Source organism: Paenibacillus paridis, from assembly GCF_006345825.1.
GTDB classification, from domain to species: domain Bacteria; phylum Bacillota; class Bacilli; order Paenibacillales; family Paenibacillaceae; genus Pristimantibacillus; species Pristimantibacillus paridis.
Window position 1 is genome coordinate 51,337 of record NZ_VCIX01000091.1, and the last position, 17,357, is coordinate 68,693.

Below are 17,357 nucleotides of genomic sequence, written 5' to 3' on the forward strand. Positions count from 1 at the left end.
ACTCTACATGCGATAGAATAGGGCTCAGCCTATCGAAGACGACGAAGTCGGTATACCCATTTGAATATAGGCTGTAAACAAAAACGGCAAGGCATCTGTATACGCAGAGGCCTTGCCGTTTTAATAGTAAGGTCGTATGAATCGACCATATTCGCTAAAATGTGTAAAATATAAAAATTCATAATTGATTAAAAGAGATACAATGTAATACAATTACAAGTGGAATAATATTGAAATGGCTGCGAAGTGGGGGATATATCTGGCTATAATCGATGTTATAAAATTTAATGGATTAGCTAATCGGGATTGGTTAGTTTTTCGTTATCCAGGAGATAGTTTCGTTTTTGGGACTCAATTAATCGTTGGTGAGGGTCAGATTGCTGTTTTTGTTAAAGGAGGCAAGGCGCTCGATTACTTCTCAGCAGGGACGTATACACTAAGCACTAATAATATTCCTATTTTGCAATCATTAATTAATATACCTTTTGGTGGAAGAACTCCTTTTACTGCGGAAGTTTTTTTTATAAATAAAGCAATAAAAATGGATGTTCTTTGGGGAACGAGCGATCCGATCAGTTTAATCGATCCTAAGTATGGTGTTCGATTAAGAGTGCGTGCGTTTGGCCAACTGGCGATGAGGGTTTCTGACTTTCGCGTTTTCTTGACCGAGTTAATTGGTGCCGTTGGAGACGAGCAGGTCGTCAAATATGATACGGTAATTCAATATTTCAAAGGACTAACGGTAACCAAAGCTAAAACCATTATAGCTAACATTATTATCAACCAAAAAATATCTGTTCTTGAAATAGCGCCTTTACTAGAGGAAATATCGGAGAAAACAGAAATAAGCATTTCAAGTGAATTTGAACGATTTGGGCTCTCCATCATGAATTTCTTTATCTCATCCATTAATTTTCCAGATGAGGACTTTGCTACAATTAATAAGATATTAGGCGAGAGGGCTGCTTTCGATATCATTGGGGATAATCGCTATAATGTTAAGCGTTCTTTCGATGTTATGGAAACCGCAGCAGGTAATGAAGGTTCGGGCAGCATTGCTGCAGCGGGAATAGGCTTAGGTCTCGGTACTGGAGCCGGTTTGGCGGTAGGAAGCACGTTTGCAAGTGCTGCGGGCAGTGTTTTGAGCACCCCGACAAAAAAAACGATATGCAAGAAATGCGAGAGAGAGAATGACTCGGACGCCAAGTTCTGTTTAAACTGCGGGGATAAACTAATCGCTGCAAAAATCGAATGTTACTCATGTACTACCTTAGTAGATAGTCATGCTAAATTTTGTCCGGAATGCGGCAACTCTATGCAAATGAAAAAATGTCCAGGATGTAACAAAGAAAACGCGCCTGGAACCAAGTTTTGCCCTGAGTGCGGGACTAACCAGGGGGGGCAATAATGAACATTGGCGAGTTTACGTTATCAAAGCTATTAAAGGTAATCAGCTGTTTAGTCGTTGATGTGGCTTTCATTATTTTGTTTATCCATTTCTTTGCCCTTTTTTCAATCGTTGAACCAGTGAAATCAGTCTTGATGTTATTTGTATTAATGTTAGGGCTTATTATTTCAAATGCAGCGATCATCTTTTCTGACTTTTTATACAAAAGATATGGTGTCGTGCACGCCGTATCCCTTATGGTCGTATCGATCGTCTATGCGTTCATTGCCAATACGCTATCTATTATTTTTATTTCTGGGAATGTAACTGGATATGTGGTGGGGCAATTGCTCCTATTTGCTTTATTATTAATCCTTTATTCCATTCTTATATCGTTTGCTCAAAAAACGTTAAAAGAATCAAGTAACGAAGCCATGGAACAAATGGCTAATCATTCGATTATGCTGCAATTAATGGAGATCGAAGCAGTTCTTGCAGAGAAGGAATCATCAGAGGACTTATCAGCTGTAGTTTCTTCATTTCATGCGCTAAAAGAACGTATTCATGCTTCTACTCCGTTTGGAAGAGTGCTCGGGAATACGAAGATTGTCGAAATTGAAAATAGGGTTCAAAGTAATTTAGAGTACATTCAATATCAAATGAAATTAGTATTTACTGAAATAAATTCGATAGATATTAAAAAAATGCTTGATGAAACCTTGCGACTTGTGAAAAACAGAGAGGCTTTAAACGTTAGATAATATAATAATAAGGGAGATTTTTTTATGAGTTCAAGAAACTGCCCATCCTGTGGTGCTCCAGTATCCGTGGATACTACAGATTGTAAATATTGCGGAGAGAAAATTGCAGTCGCACAGCCGCAACAGCAAGGCCAGCAATATTCGCAAAGCCAACAACCACCGTATGCTCCATCCCAACAGCCGCAGTATGCCCCACCCGGATATAATCCGTATGCTAATTACAACAGAAAGAGTAAAGTAACTGCGGGTGTACTTGGTATTTTGCTTGGCGGGCTTGGTATCCATAAGTTTTATTTAGGCAGAATTGGCTGGGGAATCGTTTATTTAATTTTTTGTTGGACGTACATTCCAGCTTTGCTAGGGGTAATTGAGGGAATCATCTATTTATCATCAAGCGATGAGAAATTCCACATGAAGTATAGCAGAAAGTAAGTTATCTTAGGTGAAAGCATAAGTGGAAAATGGAATAGGTAGAGCATCTTCTTTCGAGATGCTCTACCTATTTTTTGTTAATCCTACAAGCAGAGGTCTAGCAGCTAAAGCGCAATGTTAGCTCTTCTGATCAGTAGAAGCCTTTCGCTTCCTCGAAAATGAGTTTTTGTTTATAAAACGTTTAGAAGATGCTTGACTGGCAGAGTGCTGCTTGTAAAGCGGTGTATGAATGATTTTAGCAAGCGCAGCGACGGTTAAGGTGACAGAGGAAGGAGGATAAACAAAATAAACCTCTTCCCAGTGTGGTGCAAACTTATTTTTATATTCATACAAGCCCTTAAAATTATAGAGTCTATTCCCATATTTGTAGAGCAGCTTCATAATAAGCAGGTCACAGGCGTTGGCCAAGGGAGACATGCCCAAGCTGCATAGCGAGTAGTGGTGCTCTTGGGCCCATTTGAATAACGAAGCAAATAAGACGTCCATTGCGCCAGGCGGACAGGCTTTTGTATAGCGCATCAAGTCTACCGTAATTTGTCTGGCAACAAAATCTTCTTGGTGCGTGAACGTGCTGGGCGGATGGTCCCCGGCAATTGTGGCGAATGCCTCATAGCTTCCATCAGGGCCGACTAAGACAGCGACGGGAAACCTGCTCACATAGTCAGGCGCAAAAGAGCCGACGGAGAAGCTTTTTTCTTTGCGGTCACCTAGCCACTCGTTGGAGATGCTTTGAAGCCGGTGAAGAAATGAATCGGTATAAGGAGGATACATAACTTGAACTGAGTAGCCGCTGCGTTCAAATTTATTGATACGATTGCGAAGCTTAAGCCATTGTTTCCCATTCAAATGAAAAGCGGACACATGAATCTGGGCTTCTTCTCCGATTTTGGAACATTGGAGGCCGAATTGCTTATATATAGGAAGAAAAGCAGACTTAGCCTGGTAAAATACCGGTTTTGCTTTGTTCTCCTTGCAATACGCGATAAATTGTTCGATGACTCGCAGGCAAGCTTCATGGCTTCCGACAGGATCTCCGAGTACAATTTTCCTCTTCCCAATCGAGCGGTATACCAGTAAAGCCTCGCACTCCGAATCCCAAAACGACTCTTTATCACCTAAAAGATATAAATGAGAGTGTGAATTGTGGCCACGGTTTTCAAGCAGATGTTGAAGCCTTTTTTCAGAAATTTGGTCCATAACGAGAAAATCCCCCAGGTTTAATATATGTAGGCTTTCATTTATACCCATTAAAATCTATCCCTATATTCATCGGCTATTGCCTGAGTAGACTAAAGAGATTTTATCACATCAGCAGAGACAATGGTCTTGTTTTCGACAAAAAAGCAGTTGTTTTGCAAAGTCTAGAGGCAAGAGCTCACATTGTCGTCGATGTTTGTCATTTTGCTGTCATTAAGGTAGTTTATACTACTTTTATTACCATAAAATGATATCAGGAGTGACAAAGGAACTATGTATATGACAAGGAAAGAAAAGAGTATGAAGCAAGCGACGGTTGGACGGCTCTTCCGCTCGAGCGTAATGTCTTTTAAAAAGGGTTCAATCAGTCTGCTAGTAGCAATCATGGCTTTGTCTTCGTTTTTATTTGTTTCACCCGCATCTGCGGACAATGGTGATTGGGTTTTCTGCGTGAACGAAAATAACACCTGTGAAATCTCAGGAACAAAGGAAGTTCGTTTTGGTATAAACAATCTCTATGACTATCGCCAAATGACAAATAACTTTAATTGCAACGTTTCTACATGGGGCTCTGATCCCGCACCAAATCAAGCGAAGCAATGCTTTGTACGTGATGTGCTTGCAGAAGGAGCACCGCGGCTAACAGTAGACGTTAGTGATTTTAACAAAAAAATAACCGTGACATTTAGTGAATTTGCTGAACAGGCGGGTACGTTGGAAGATTTGAAAAATGCCATTACCTTGGAAAGATCGGAGACCCCAGGCTATTCACCTCTTGCTCCTAACGACAGCATTTCTTTTTCCACTAGCGAGTCTGCGACTACATTGATTATTCATTTAGAGAGTGCTTTGAATGGAAATGCAAACGCTATAAACATAGCTTCAGGAGCACTCCTTGATATTGATGAAGAACCATTCAGCACTAATATGGAAGTTCGTAATATTGTTGCGTGGGATCTTGTTGCTCCTGCTTTCATTGGTGCTGAGGTCAATAATTCAGGCGGTCAGGTTTACTTGAATTTTGATAAAGATTTTACCATTAATGCGCCAGTGGACGCCGATCAAGATCAAATTAATGCTTTTCTGAGAAGCAAAATAAGCGTAGCTGCAGACGGAGAGCATTTTTCGCCTGTATTGAGTGAGCAAAATGAAATCTATCAGAATGGCTCTAGGCAAATTCACATCAGATACTATAATGATATAAAAGTTGTTATAGGCGAAAAAACAGTGATTAAAATTGCTGCAGGTACGTTGAAAAATGCAGCAGGCAGCCTGAATGAGGATTTGCTGCTGCATGTTTCTCCTCCTGTCATTCAAAGTACTGTCATTAGCAACGATAATCACGATGTAACGATTTCTTTCTATGATGATATTTTCGATAATATGAATGAAAGTGACCCTTTAAGCAATTATATTTATTTAATGAAGGATGGTTATCAGCAACGTAAAAGTTTAGGTGAAGGTGATACAGCGATCGTAGAAGACGGAAAGTTGAAAATCCATTTTAAAGAGGCTTTGTCTGGAGCGAGCAATTATATTTATGTCGAAGGCGGAGTCCTGAAAGATCGTCATGGCAATATTCAAAGGGAACGGTCAGTAACAGCACCTCTGCAAGCCCATGTTGGCGGAGTCGATCCATTCCCAGCGGATACGACAGCGCCGGTGTATCAATATTCTTATTTCTCAAATCATTATCAGGATTTAAATATTGTATTTAATGAAGATATTCAAAATGCAAAACAAGATGATGCTAATTTCTTGCAAAGTGTGTATTGGTATAACAGCCAGAACTGGAGAACCGGACTTCCGGTGGATACTACGCTAACGTTCTCGGGTTCTGTGGCTACTATTCATTTTGCCGCGCCACTTACAGGCTATCAATATTATTTCCAATTTAATTCTAATATGTTCAAAGATTCAGTGGGAAATATGAATAATAATAGTTACACCACAAATTGGTTCTACCCTGGTAATAACGATTTAAGTATGAACAATGGATATTTTTCTTACAATGGCCGTTGGTTAAGCATTCAGTTTAATACGGATACGGATATCGTAGATCAAACTTTAGTGGACGGAGTGTCCCATCTGAAAGAGAGCATTACCTATTCCATCGATCATGGAGCAACCTATAAAGCTTTGGACGAGCTTGATGTCGTATCTATTTATGGTAGAAATATCAATATACTGTTTCATGATGCTATAAAAATTGGCTCGGTTAAAGTGAAAATTGCTGAAAATGTGATTAGCGATCAGTATGATACAAAAAGAAATATACCTATAGAAGTAGAGCTTGCCTACAATACGCCGGAGATTACAGGATATATGCTAAGCAATACAGCAAGCGAATTTACTTTTGTAGACAATGCCTTGTGGAGAAACCAAGTCAAAGCAATCATTTTATATGATGGAAAAATTGGCATGAGAAGACAACTGAACAGCTCTGAATATCAACTGAGCGAAGGCAAAATTACGATTGCTAAAGGTGTGTTTCAAGAGGGCAATTACTACGAAATTCTTGTTGACGCTGAAGGCTACAGCACCAAATACGTTGACGGCCGAGCTTATAAATCGTCTGAACTGTTTTATATGACAGCACCGGTTGTGACGACGGAAAACGGGATTACAGCCAAAATTAATCTTTTAAACAATGCTGATCAAACCCAATATATAGGAAATCAGTCCGTTGTATTTGAACTGTTCAATGGGACCACGCCGGTTAGTATTGTTGCAGCTAATTTAAAGCTAGGGACAGGCGTATATTCAGCTAATTTTAATGTCAGTGACGCGGCGACAAATCCGAATTACACCGTCAAAGCCTATGTTGTGAGCAAATACAGCAGCGATCTTGCTGATGTAGGTCTGAACCTCGCATCTATCAAGACACAAACTGAATTTGATATTGCATTGAATGAGAGAAACAACAATGAATTGGACTAGTAAAAATGAATAAGAGGAAAGCGAGGAATGTAAAGTGAAATTGCGCAAGCTCAGTTTACTATTGATTTTTACGCTGTGTTTATCGCTTTTGCCTGCTGCAGCTTTTGCAAACGGTTCAGCGGTTACATTAGACGCTATAGGAGAGAAGGCACCAGGAGATGCCGTGGTCATTTCCGGAACATCTACGCTGGATGAAGTGATTATTAAGGTGCTGCGTCCGGGTAATAGCGTATTATTTTACGATATCACTAAAGTGAACGGTGGGAAATTTTCAAGCTCGTTTACACTAGGTGCCAGCGAGGCTAGCGGCACTTACAAAGTCATCGCTGGGCTAGCTACCGAGGTAGCCAATGCAGAGTTTGTTGTTAAGAAGGCAAATACAGGCGGCGGAGACGGCGGCAACACTGGCGGCGAAGGTCCAACCGGAACGATTACAACGCCAACGCCAACCCCAGCGGCAGCCAAACCGGTCACACCTGGCAAATCGGGTGCGGAGCCTGTTATTGCAGATACGAGCAAAAATACAACAGCATCTGTAACGGCAGGAAATGGACAACTAACAACTACGGTTACCCAAGACGGCTCAGCACTTGCAGACGCTCTTGCTAAAGCCGCCAAGCAGAATAATCATGGCACGGCACCAATCGTTTATGTTTCTTTCAACAATACAGCAGGCGAGGCGGTGCAGTTTAACCTAAGCTCATCCGTATTGGCAGCTGCTGCAAAGATCGCGCCAAACACCATTATTTCATTACAAACTAATGATGGGGAGTATTCTTTGCCCCTCAACATTATTGACTTTGCTGCGTTAGAGCAAGATTTAGGAACTACGGCTGAAAACATTAGCATTCTTGTGAAAATTTCGACAGTCGCTATTGATTTAAATTCGAAAATCAAACAAAGCGCACAGGATATAGCCGCTGTACAGCTTGGAAACGCAATTGAATTTAATCTAGTCGCTTCAGGAAATGGAAAGACGATCGAGCTTAACGCTTTCGGTTCCACTTATGTGGAGCGAAATGTCGTACTGACAGGTTCAGTGGATGCTGCTCATGCATCCGTCGTCCGTTACGATCCGACTACTGGGCAATTTTCGTTCGTTCCGGCTATCTTCGAGAAGCAGACAGACGGCTCCACGAGAGTTGCATTCAAGCGCAATGGAAATAGCATTTATACGGTACTCTCTGTGACCAAAACATTTTCTGATATGAGTCAGCACTGGGCAAAAGTAGACATTGAGCTGCTAGCCTCCAAACTGGTGGTTAACGGTGTGACGGAGAACAGCTTTGCTCCAAACAATAACATTACGAGAGCTGAGTTCGCCGCGTTATTGGTCCGCTCTTTAGGCCTATCTTTGGATGCTTCATCTGCAGCTTTCACTGATGTGAAATCCAGTGATTGGTTCGCAGGCGCGATCGGCGCGGCTGTAAAGGCCAAGCTCGTTGACGGCTTTGATGGCAACCGCTTTAAGCCAAACGATACGATCACCCGCGAGCAAATGGCGGTTATGGTTACAAGAGCGATTGCTGCAGCGGGCATTACAAGCAATGCCTCAGCCAGTCAAAACGAGCCTTTATCCAAGTTTAAGGATCAGGCTGCAATTAGCAGCTGGGCACAAGCGGCAGTTGCAGAAGCAATGGAAGCCAATATCATCACAGGATTGAGCTCGGATACTTTTGCTCCTTCGGCGAAAGCGACTCGTGCGCAAGCATCGGTCATGCTGAAACGCTTCCTGCACTATGTTCACTTCATCAACTAGGTTTCTTCATTTACTCTTTGTAGAATATAGCAGCTCCTCACGATTTTTCGTGGGGAGTTTCTAAGTTTTTTTGCCCTGTTTCTGTTAACATGAAAAGTAGAGATTCATAGACCCTATCCCGCATGGAGGCTAGTCAGCAATGAGCTACAATCTGTATTTATCAGCACTGTTAATAGGAGCCACCTGCTGCTCGCTGGTGTTGTGTTATCTTTGCTGGAAAAGAAGGGAGCTCCCCATTGCCATCAGTTATGGACTGGGTTCGCTGACAGGTGCCTTCTATACGCTCGGCTATGCTTTTGAGATTGTCAGTACCTCCTTGGAGCATATCCGGTTTTGGCTGCGGGTGGAATATATGGGCATTCCGTTCGGTACGTTACTTTGGTTTATCATGGTATTGCAGTATACGGGACGTCAAGCGATGGTTAGAAAATGGGTCGTTGCGGCTCTAATGGTTGTTCCCCTTATTACTTTCGTTGCCCACTATACGAATGAATGGCATCATTTGTTTTATAAAAGTATGACACTCGATTATTCGGAAGGCTTCCCATTGGTTACCTTGGTGAAAGGCCCCCTGTACTATCTTCATGTATATTATTCCTATACTTTTTTTGTCATTGGCATGGTTTTAATGATCCAAATGTTTATCAAAGAGACTGGCCGCATGAAAAAGCAAGTGGCCTTAATGATCATTGGCTCATGGGGTCCCTTCGGCTTCACGCTCATCTATCTAAGCGGAGCATTCTACATGCCTATTGATATCTCTCCTTTTGGCTTTGTCATTTCTGGCATTTTCTATATATGGGGAATCTACCAATTCAATATGCTGAGACTGGCGCCGTTGGCGCTTCAGAAAATATTCGAATCGATGCAGGACGCGGTTATTGTACTGGATATGGAAAATAGCTTAACCAGCTTTAATCAATCGGCAGCGCGGATTATTCATGGCCTAACGAACAAACGGATTGGAAAATCAGCGCTTGAACTATTCGCGGATTACCCGGTATTGCTGGAGAGAATTATGCAGCAGCCTTCCTTAGGAAGCCGTATTAAAATTTCAGGCCAAGCAGACCGAAAATTTTATAATGTCCATATTTCCTATGTCACCAAAAACGGTATAAAGCCCGTAGGGAAAATGATTTTGCTAAGCGATGTGACCGAATCCGTCCGTTCTGAGGAAATACTGCTCGATAATGCAAGGCAGCTCAGTGAGCTAAATACATTTAAGGACAAAATGTTCAACGTCGTCGCACATGACATTCGCGATCCGCTCGCGGTACTTATTAATTTAATGGAGCTAATGGAAGAAGAAATGGAAGATTGCGGAGAAAATCACGAGGAAATCGTCCAAGAAATGGGCGAGCAAATCCACAATACCTTTACCCTGGTTGAAAGCTTGCTCGATTGGTTTCAAAGCCAAAGGGGAGGTATGGTATTCAACCCGGTGGTCAGGGATTTGGCCCAAGCTATCCAAATGAATATACGTTTTCTGCAGGTTCGCAGCGAAGGGAAAGGGATTCATATTCATTCTCTTATACCTGAGAATACGCTTGTGTTTGCGGATAAAGAAATGCTCGATCTGATCATTCGCAATTTGCTTTCCAATGCGATTAAATTCACGGATTATGGCGGTAGCATTCAACTGGATGCCCAACTCGCAAATGGCAAAATGATCGTTTCCGTTAGCGATACTGGAGCCGGAATTCCGTTAGAGCAAGCCGATACCTTGCTGAATGAAGCCTATCCGGTCTCATCGGTAGGCACGGCCGGCGAGCGTGGCGTGGGGCTCGGGTTAACGCTATGCAGGGAGTTCGTCCGCTTAAACGGCGGGGAGATCTGGTTCGAAAGCGCTCCCCAACAAGGCAGCACTTTTTATTTTTCGATTCCTACTTCACCTAAAGCGACTGCATACCCTATTGAATGGAATGAAAGAAGGGAAATCGTGTGAAGGTTGTTATCGTCGACGACGAAAAAGCGATGCATCTCATTATGAAACGCATGCTTGGCAAGCTGGATCAAGTCAAAATTGTAGGCATCTTTCATGATACGGCTGCGGCCTTCTCTTATTTAGAGGATCATGATGCGGACTTGATCTTTATTGACATCAATATGCCGAAGGAGAGCGGCCTGGAGTTTGCGGGGCGCTTACGGGAGAGCGGCAGACAAATAAAGCTCGTTTTTGTTACCTCTCACAAGGAATATGCGCTTTCCGCGTTTGATGTGTATGCTTATGATTATATCGTCAAACCCGTATTGCAAGAGAGACTGCATCATACCGTCCAAAGAGCGTTGGCTGAGGTTCAGGTAGAGCAGGCTCTTACCTTGCGGGAACCTTCTTCGATTCGGATCATGTTCAACTGTCTTGGCGGTATGGAAATTCGCAGCGCGCAAAATGTCATCGTTAAGTGGAAATCGAGCAAAAGCGCTGAGCTATTTGGTTATTTGCTTATCCAGAAAGGTAGGCAAGTATCGAGAGCTAGGTTAATTGAGGACATTTTTGGCGACATGCCGCAGAAAAATGCTGAAATCTATTTAAATACGACCGTCTATCAGCTGCGCAGACTACTCGATAATTATGGCTTGAGGGATCGTTTGCATTCCGATAACAACCATTATGCATTGGATCTTCATCAGGTACCCGTGGATATGGTTAGCTTTGAAGAAGGCTGCAAAGAGATGCAGGTGGTAAACCAGCAGAATTTGGATCAGGCGATTGAGCTTCAGCAGCTTTATGCCGGCGATTTGTTTGGCGACCGTGCGTTCCCCTGGGCTTGGAGCGAGGTAGAGCGGCTGTCTCAGCTTTACTCTTCCTTTACTCAGCGTCTTTGTACGGCCCTATTAGCCAAAGGCGATACGCAAATGGCTATTCGGTTATTATTGAAGCTGTTTGTACGGAATGAGCTAAATGAAGAAACGTTCAAGCTGCTTATGCGCGCATTGGCTTTGAAGAAGGACAAAGAAGGATTGACTCAGCACTATATTAAATTTACCGAAAATATGCGTCGTGAGCTTGGGCTAAGCCCATCCCTTGAAGTAGCCGCTCTATACAGAAGACTGCTATCGAAGATAGAGAGTGCTTAGCTTATAATACGGAACAGCCTCTGGCCTATTAGACCGGAGGCTGTTTCGTATTTGAGCTGCTACCTACTAGTTCAATCGCAGAACAGTGGCAGAACTATCTTATGGACACAGTGATTAAGGAAGTACATTGCCTGCCGCACGATAGATGCCATACCATTCTTCGCGAGTCAGGTAGATCTCGCTTGCTTTGCAGCAATCCTGTAGCCGGCCAATATTCATCGTGCCAATTACTGGCTGCATGCGAGCAGGATGGCGAAGCAGCCATGCAATGGCAATCGTCGTATTGCTCACATTATAGGTTTTCGCTACTTCGTCAATTTTTTTGTTCAATTCAGGAAATTTATCGTTATCGAGGAACACGCCCTCAAAAAATCCGTATTGGAATGGGGACCATGGCTGAATGGTCATATCGTTCAAGCGGCTGTAATCGAGAATGCTGCCATCGCGGTTTACAGCAGCATCGTTCTCCATGTTTACGTTGAATCCATTCGAGATCATCGTCGTGTTGGTAATGCTGAGCTGCAGTTGGTTGGCAACTAACGGCTGCTTCACCGATTTTTTCAGCAATTCGATTTGCATAGGCTTTTGATTGGACACGCCGAAATGACGTACCTTCCCTGAACTTTCCAGAAGATCAAAAGCTTCAGCTACCTCTTCCGGTTCGACGAGCGTATCTGGGCGGTGCAGAAGCAGAACGTCCAAATAGTCGGTTTTTAGCCGCTTCAGAATGCCATCCACCGATGTTAGAATATGCTCTTTGGAGAAGTCGAACATGCCCGGACGGATGCCGCATTTGGATTGAAGGATAATTTTCTCGCGAACATCATCGCTCATATGTATGGCGTCTGCGAATATTTCCTCACAGGTGCCGCTGCCATAAATGTCGGCGTGCTCAAAGAAGTTTGCGCCTTCCTCAAGTGCGGTTTGAACAAAACGCTCAGCCTCGGGTTTGTCCAGCGAATTAATACGCATACAGCCAACCGCAACTACGGGTACCTCTAAGGTGCTGCTTCCTAGCTTTATCGTCCTCATTTGTTTACGCCTCCTGTTTTGTTTGTCTCTATTGATTGTCGCACAAAAGATTGCTCGATTACAATATGAACTAAAGTAAGCTATAATCCTCAAATATATAGAAGCGATGAGGGGAGACGGAGAGGAACGATGACATTGAAACCTAACTTCTTATCCTATAACGATTCAGTTTCCTACTAGAAGCAATATCAACGGTTCTTTCCCGAAGAAATACGGATAAACGGACCAGACCTGCCTGAAGAAGAATGGTGGGCATGGGACGGGATGCAGATTCATCTGGACCGTATGAAGGTGACGGACGCTAAAATAAAAATTATATTTATTCACGGAGCAGGCGGCAACGGGAGATTATTGGCTCCTTACGCACGGATGCTGCAGCAGTACGGCTATGAGGTTGTCTCGCCGGATCTTCCTCCATATGGCCTAAGCTGTTTCGAGTCACCATCTCTAATTGATTATCAGCAATGGATTGACCTGCTTACGGCGCTCATTGCAGTGGAAACGGAACGTGACGGTAAACCTGTTGTTCTGCTGGGGTCCAGTATTGGCGGCATGCTGGCGTATCATACGGCGGTCAATAGCAAGCAGGTCAAAGGATTGATTGCAACGACATTTGTGGATACAAGCAATCCGAAGGTTAGGGATCAAGTTGCCCCTAACAAGATCGTCAGCCGTTTGGGTAAATATGTGATGGATGCTTTTCCTTCTGTACTGGATTCCGTACATATTCCGGTCACCAGGGTGTCAAGAATGAAGCTAATTAGCAATCATACGGCGTTGACTCGGTTGATAATAAAGGACCCTCACGCGGCAGGCACAAGGGTTCCGCTGCGCTTGCTGAGAACTTTTTTAAATATGAAGCCAAAGCTGGAGCCTGAAGAGTTCAATGGCTGTCCGGTTCTGCTTGTTCATCCCGAAGTGGACCCGATGACGCCTTTTGCTCTGAGCGAGCCCTTCTTCAATCGGCTTAAGAGCAGGAAAGAATGCGTTCTATTAGAAGGGGCGGGGCACTTTCCGATTGAGCAGCCGGGTCTGGAACAGATGAAAGCAGCGGTACTTGCCTTTCTTAAAAGGCTGGAGCAGGAGGAATAACGACAGATAGCAGTTTATATTGGTGCTACTAACGAATATCAAATATACTTATATAAGGAAATTCAAAGTGAAAATACATAGTTAATGAATGGAGAACTTAATATTATGTCTACTTTACCGAATTGCCCGAGCTGTCAGTCCGAATATACTTATGAGGATGGAAGCCTACTCGTATGCCCGGAATGCGCGCATGAGTGGAGCTTGGATGCAGGTGCCGAAAACATCGATGAAAAAAAAGTAGTGAAAGATGCTAACGGCAATATTTTAAACGATGGTGATTCCGTGTCCGTCATTAAGGATCTAAAAGTAAAAGGAAGCTCATCGGTTATCAAAATCGGCACGAAAGTCAAAAATATCCGCCTGGTGGACGAAGATCATGATATCGACTGTAAAATCGACGGTTTTGGAGCAATGAAGCTGAAATCGGAGTTTGTGAAAAAGATTTAGATACTGTTTGCATATAAGTGTACAAAAAAGCCCTGCTTCTAAGCGAAGCAGGGCTTTTTGTGCAGGCAGGTAGCGGGTTACGCCACTTGGTTTCTGTTTTCTGTCATGTAACACACAAGGCCGAGAACCAAAGCCAGGCCGACCAATACAGCACCAACCCAAGGAAGCGCGCCGAGAGACAGATGGGTAATGACCCATCCCCCGATAAATGCGCCTGCTGCATTGCCCAGGTTACCCGCCGAATGGCTGGAGGTGGAGGCAAGCGCGGGAGCCGATTGGGCCAAGCTCATCACCCGGACCTGTAGCCCAGGAAAGACAGCGAATGAGGCGGTACCCCATAGCAAGATGGTTAGTACAGCAGCAATCGGATTGTGAATAGTAAAGGTGAAGATCGTCAGGATTAAGCAGATGGCAAAATATAATCCGAGGATCGAAGGCATCAGCTTCCAATCCGCGAGCTTGCCGCCAACAATGTTGCCAATGGTGACCCCACAGCCGAACAGAACGAGAATCCATGTCACGTTATGCTCGGCAAAGCCGCTGATTTGTGTAAGCAGTGGCGTAATATAAGTGAAAACGGCGAAAAGGCCTGCGTTGCCCAGTGCCCCTATCAGCAGGTACACCATGAGCTTTGGTTTAATCAGGGCAGAGATTTGTTGGATTATGCTCGCCGGTTTATCTTGCTTAAGCTTCGGAATGAAGATGAATATGCCGATCAAGGCGATGATTCCCATGATCGCAATAGCGCCGAACGAGGAGCGCCAGCCCATATGTTGACCGATAAAGGTTCCAAGCGGTACGCCGATAATATTCGCGATCGTGAGTCCCGCCATCATGATCGATACGGCCCCCGCGCGTTTGTCCGGCCGGACAAGGTTGGATGCAATGACAGCGCCGACTCCGAAGAAGGTTCCATGAGTAAGCGCAGTTAACATACGCGCTCCCATAAGCACGGCATAGCTTGGCGCGATAACGGAGATGCTGTTGCCAAGAATAAATAATAGCATGAGCAAGATCAGGAGCTGCTTTTGCGGAATTCGGTGCGTAAGGACGGTTAATATAGGAGCTCCGACTGCAACCCCGAGGGCGTACATCGTAATGAGTTGACCCGCTGACGAAATGCTGACATGCAAATCCTCGGCTACGTTAGGCAGTAGTCCCATGATGACGAATTCGGTCATGCCAATGGCAAAGGCGCCGACGGTAAGGGACAGAATCGAGACGGGGAACGGTTCTTTTACGGCTTGTTTCTTGGTTATGCGGTGTGATAATTCCATGCTGTCTGTGTCAACCTTTCTTCTGCGGACGAGCAATGCTCATCCCGTTCATTTCGTATAGGCCAATAAGGCCTGCATCATATTATTTAGTTTTCAGAGAGTATAATCAAGTTATTTATTTTGAAGAATAAGTGAAGGAAGGGCTTATAATATTAAAGATTTGAAGCATACTATGGTCATAAATGGGATGGGCTTTTGAAAATAATATGAGTGGAAAATGCAAAAAACTGAACGAAATGACAATAATGGAAGCTTTTACAGTTGTAATTCCAAGTAAACCGATATACAATTTGAGAGGTTAATAGCCTACAGAGAGTCAGACACACGGAGGATGAGAGAAAATGAATAAAAATCGTTTAGGGGTAACCTTGCTTTTATTATTAACGATGCTGATCAGTGCTTGCTCAAGCAATAATGGCAGCAATACGCCAAGCGCAAGCCCGGCAACGGACAACGCGGAGCCAACCGCGGAAGGCCAGCCGAAAGACGGCGGAAATTTAATTATAGCCGTACAAGCAGATCCAGTCTTACTGAATCCGAACTACGCCGGAGACCGTGTCAGCCTTACGATTGACCAAGCGCTGTTCGCGCCGCTATTTCAAGTAAACAATGGCAAGAAAACATTCTATTTGGCGGACAGCCTCGAGCCTTCCGCGGATAACTTAACGTACACATTGAAGCTGAAGAGCGGCCTTACTTGGCATGATGGCGAGAAGCTGACAGCGGATGACGTCGTGTTTACGATTGAGAAAATTTTGGATGAGAAACAAAACAGTCTTCTGAGAGGCAATTTTATCATCGGAGGCAAAGCTATAGAGGCAGTGAAGGTTGATGATACAACGGTTGAATTCAAGCTTCCGCAGGTTAGTCCTGCTTTTGAAGCGACGCTTGTCCAAGTGACGCCGATTCCGAAGCATATTTTCGAGAACGAAGCCGATATCCAGAAGAGTACGAAAAACAATGCGCCAGTCGGTTCCGGAGCATTTAAGTTTAAAGAATACAAGACTGGTGAGTATGTAACGCTGGAGCGCTTTGATAACTATTTTGCCGGCAAACCGCATCTGGATTCGGTGACTTACCGTATCGCGAAAGATACGAATGCCGCGAATCTGGCTTTGCAAAACGGTGAAATTAATATTAAATACCTCGACCCTCAGGATGTTGCGACGATAGAGGGAACGAATAAATTTGAAGTTCTGCCCTATAGCGAAGGCCGTTTGTCTTACCTTCTCTTTAATGAGAACAGCGATACCGGCTTGCTTGGCAAAAAAGAGGTCAGACAAGCGCTGTCCTACGCGCTGAACCGAGACGAGTTGATTCAAGTGGCTTACACTTCAAGCGACTATGCTGACCCAGCAAAATCCTTCGTTACACCGGATGGCTTGTTCCACAACAACGATGTTACAAGCTACGATAACGACGCTGCCAAAGCAAAGGAGCTGTTGAAAGCTAACGGCGCTGAAGGGCTTAAACTTCGGTTTATCGTCTCCAGCGGCAATAAAGCACAGGAAGCGATCTCGCTTTATGTTCAACAAAAGCTGAAGGAAATTGGCGTAACTGTAGAGATTAAAGCGATGGATGCTTCCGCATACGGCGATAAATTCGTTGATCCGAAAGCAACGGACTTCGAGCTTGCTGCAGCAGGCTACATTATGGGTTACGATCCGGACGCATACAGCATTCTCTATACAACGGGTGGCGATTCTAACTACACTCATTATGGCAATGCAGAGGCGGACGAGCTGTTCAAGCAAGGCGCTGGCGAAGCGGATGCAGCGAAGCGCGGCGAAATCTATAATAAGCTGCAAGAGCTTATAGCGGTTGACGCGCCAGTTTATCCGATTGCCTATACGAAGACGATTGTCGCAGTCGACAAAAAGTACGGCGGACTGGAAGAAGCGGTACTGAAACCCGTTGTTATTTTCGAGGATCTTTCTAAACTTTACTTGAAATAA

At 44.0% G+C, this 17,357-nt stretch carries 13 protein-coding genes; 10 read left to right on the plus strand and 3 right to left on the minus strand.

The window, feature by feature from the left end; translation table 11 throughout:
• The first annotated feature begins 235 nt into the window (after window positions 1-235).
• Genes FJQ58_RS20355 through FJQ58_RS33435 form a run of 3 tightly spaced genes read left to right on the plus strand, consistent with a single transcriptional unit; the run spans window position 236 to window position 2,580 of the window.
• On the plus strand, window positions 236-1,408 hold the full coding sequence (locus FJQ58_RS20355; protein WP_202915299.1) for an SPFH domain-containing protein: 1,173 nt from the start codon (window positions 236-238) through the stop codon (window positions 1,406-1,408).
• Complete coding sequence (locus tag FJQ58_RS20360) at window positions 1,408-2,148, plus strand: hypothetical protein (protein ID WP_139996612.1); 741 nt, start codon at window positions 1,408-1,410, stop codon at window positions 2,146-2,148. Before FJQ58_RS20355 ends, FJQ58_RS20360 begins: the two co-directional genes overlap by 1 nt.
• Before the next feature lie 24 nt (window positions 2,149-2,172).
• Window positions 2,173-2,580 (plus strand): NINE protein, encoded by a 408-nt coding sequence (locus FJQ58_RS33435; RefSeq protein WP_139996613.1) that lies wholly within the window; start codon window positions 2,173-2,175, stop codon window positions 2,578-2,580.
• A gap of 117 nt (window positions 2,581-2,697) precedes the next feature.
• On the opposite strand, the gene FJQ58_RS20370 is transcribed toward FJQ58_RS33435, so the two are convergent.
• Window positions 2,698-3,777, minus strand: coding sequence for a phosphatidylglycerol lysyltransferase domain-containing protein (locus FJQ58_RS20370; protein ID WP_162341649.1), 1,080 nt, complete (start codon window positions 3,775-3,777; stop codon window positions 2,698-2,700).
• A gap of 300 nt (window positions 3,778-4,077) precedes the next feature.
• On the opposite strand from FJQ58_RS20370, the gene FJQ58_RS20375 reads away from it, so the two are divergent.
• From FJQ58_RS20375 to FJQ58_RS20390, 4 genes are all read left to right on the plus strand, one after another.
• The gene (locus tag FJQ58_RS20375; RefSeq protein ID WP_162341651.1) at window positions 4,078-6,717 is read left to right on the plus strand and encodes a hemoblobin-interacting domain-containing protein; all 2,640 of its coding nucleotides are present in this window, start codon (window positions 4,078-4,080) and stop codon (window positions 6,715-6,717) included.
• A 34-nt stretch (window positions 6,718-6,751) separates the two neighbouring features.
• Window positions 6,752-8,476, plus strand: coding sequence for an S-layer homology domain-containing protein (locus FJQ58_RS20380; RefSeq protein ID WP_139996617.1), 1,725 nt, complete (start codon window positions 6,752-6,754; stop codon window positions 8,474-8,476).
• A gap of 139 nt (window positions 8,477-8,615) precedes the next feature.
• Window positions 8,616-10,421, plus strand: coding sequence for a sensor histidine kinase (locus FJQ58_RS20385; RefSeq protein ID WP_139996618.1), 1,806 nt, complete (start codon window positions 8,616-8,618; stop codon window positions 10,419-10,421).
• A complete protein-coding gene (locus tag FJQ58_RS20390) occupies window positions 10,418-11,554 on the plus strand; it encodes a response regulator (RefSeq protein WP_139996620.1) in 1,137 nt (378 codons plus the stop codon). Before FJQ58_RS20385 ends, FJQ58_RS20390 begins: the two co-directional genes overlap by 4 nt.
• 114 nt (window positions 11,555-11,668) lie before the next feature.
• On the opposite strand, the gene FJQ58_RS20395 is transcribed toward FJQ58_RS20390, so the two are convergent.
• The gene (locus tag FJQ58_RS20395; RefSeq protein ID WP_139996621.1) at window positions 11,669-12,586 is read right to left on the minus strand and encodes an aldo/keto reductase; all 918 of its coding nucleotides are present in this window, start codon (window positions 12,584-12,586) and stop codon (window positions 11,669-11,671) included.
• A gap of 264 nt (window positions 12,587-12,850) precedes the next feature.
• Between FJQ58_RS20395 and FJQ58_RS20400 the strand changes: the two genes are divergently transcribed.
• Together FJQ58_RS20400 and FJQ58_RS20405 are read left to right on the plus strand one after the other, a co-directional pair.
• Window positions 12,851-13,678, plus strand: a complete 828-nt coding sequence (locus FJQ58_RS20400; RefSeq protein ID WP_238404209.1) for an alpha/beta hydrolase — start codon at window positions 12,851-12,853, stop codon at window positions 13,676-13,678.
• A 105-nt stretch (window positions 13,679-13,783) separates the two neighbouring features.
• Window positions 13,784-14,125 (plus strand): zinc ribbon domain-containing protein YjdM, encoded by a 342-nt coding sequence (locus FJQ58_RS20405; protein ID WP_139996622.1) that lies wholly within the window; start codon window positions 13,784-13,786, stop codon window positions 14,123-14,125.
• A gap of 77 nt (window positions 14,126-14,202) precedes the next feature.
• On the opposite strand, the gene FJQ58_RS20410 is transcribed toward FJQ58_RS20405, so the two are convergent.
• Window positions 14,203-15,402 carry an MFS transporter gene (locus tag FJQ58_RS20410; protein WP_139996623.1) on the minus strand — a complete coding sequence of 400 codons (1,200 nt, stop codon included), beginning with the start codon at window positions 15,400-15,402 and terminating at the stop codon, window positions 14,203-14,205.
• 341 nt (window positions 15,403-15,743) lie between these two features.
• On the opposite strand from FJQ58_RS20410, the gene FJQ58_RS20415 reads away from it, so the two are divergent.
• Window positions 15,744-17,357: an ABC transporter substrate-binding protein gene (locus FJQ58_RS20415; RefSeq protein ID WP_139996624.1), complete on the plus strand. Its 1,614-nt coding sequence runs from the start codon at window positions 15,744-15,746 to the stop codon at window positions 17,355-17,357.

What these genes read in the sequence shown, in the direction of transcription:
- FJQ58_RS20360 (WP_139996612.1), top strand. Translation starts at nt 1,408, where the DNA reads ATGAACATTGGCGAGTTTACGTTATCAAAGCTATTAAAGGTAATCAGC.
- FJQ58_RS33435 (WP_139996613.1), top strand. Translation starts at nt 2,173, where the DNA reads ATGAGTTCAAGAAACTGCCCATCCTGTGGTGCTCCAGTATCCGTGGAT.
- FJQ58_RS20400 (WP_238404209.1), top strand. Translation starts at nt 12,851, where the DNA reads ATGCAGATTCATCTGGACCGTATGAAGGTGACGGACGCTAAAATAAAA.
- FJQ58_RS20385 (WP_139996618.1), top strand. Translation starts at nt 8,616, where the DNA reads ATGAGCTACAATCTGTATTTATCAGCACTGTTAATAGGAGCCACCTGC.
- FJQ58_RS20375 (WP_162341651.1), top strand. Translation starts at nt 4,078, where the DNA reads ATGAAGCAAGCGACGGTTGGACGGCTCTTCCGCTCGAGCGTAATGTCT.
- FJQ58_RS20395 (WP_139996621.1), bottom strand. Translation starts at nt 12,586, where the DNA reads ATGAGGACGATAAAGCTAGGAAGCAGCACCTTAGAGGTACCCGTAGTT.
- FJQ58_RS20410 (WP_139996623.1), bottom strand. Translation starts at nt 15,402, where the DNA reads ATGGAATTATCACACCGCATAACCAAGAAACAAGCCGTAAAAGAACCG.
- FJQ58_RS20370 (WP_162341649.1), bottom strand. Translation starts at nt 3,777, where the DNA reads ATGGACCAAATTTCTGAAAAAAGGCTTCAACATCTGCTTGAAAACCGT.
- FJQ58_RS20415 (WP_139996624.1), top strand. Translation starts at nt 15,744, where the DNA reads ATGAATAAAAATCGTTTAGGGGTAACCTTGCTTTTATTATTAACGATG.
- FJQ58_RS20355 (WP_202915299.1), top strand. Translation starts at nt 236, where the DNA reads ATGGCTGCGAAGTGGGGGATATATCTGGCTATAATCGATGTTATAAAA.
- FJQ58_RS20405 (WP_139996622.1), top strand. Translation starts at nt 13,784, where the DNA reads ATGTCTACTTTACCGAATTGCCCGAGCTGTCAGTCCGAATATACTTAT.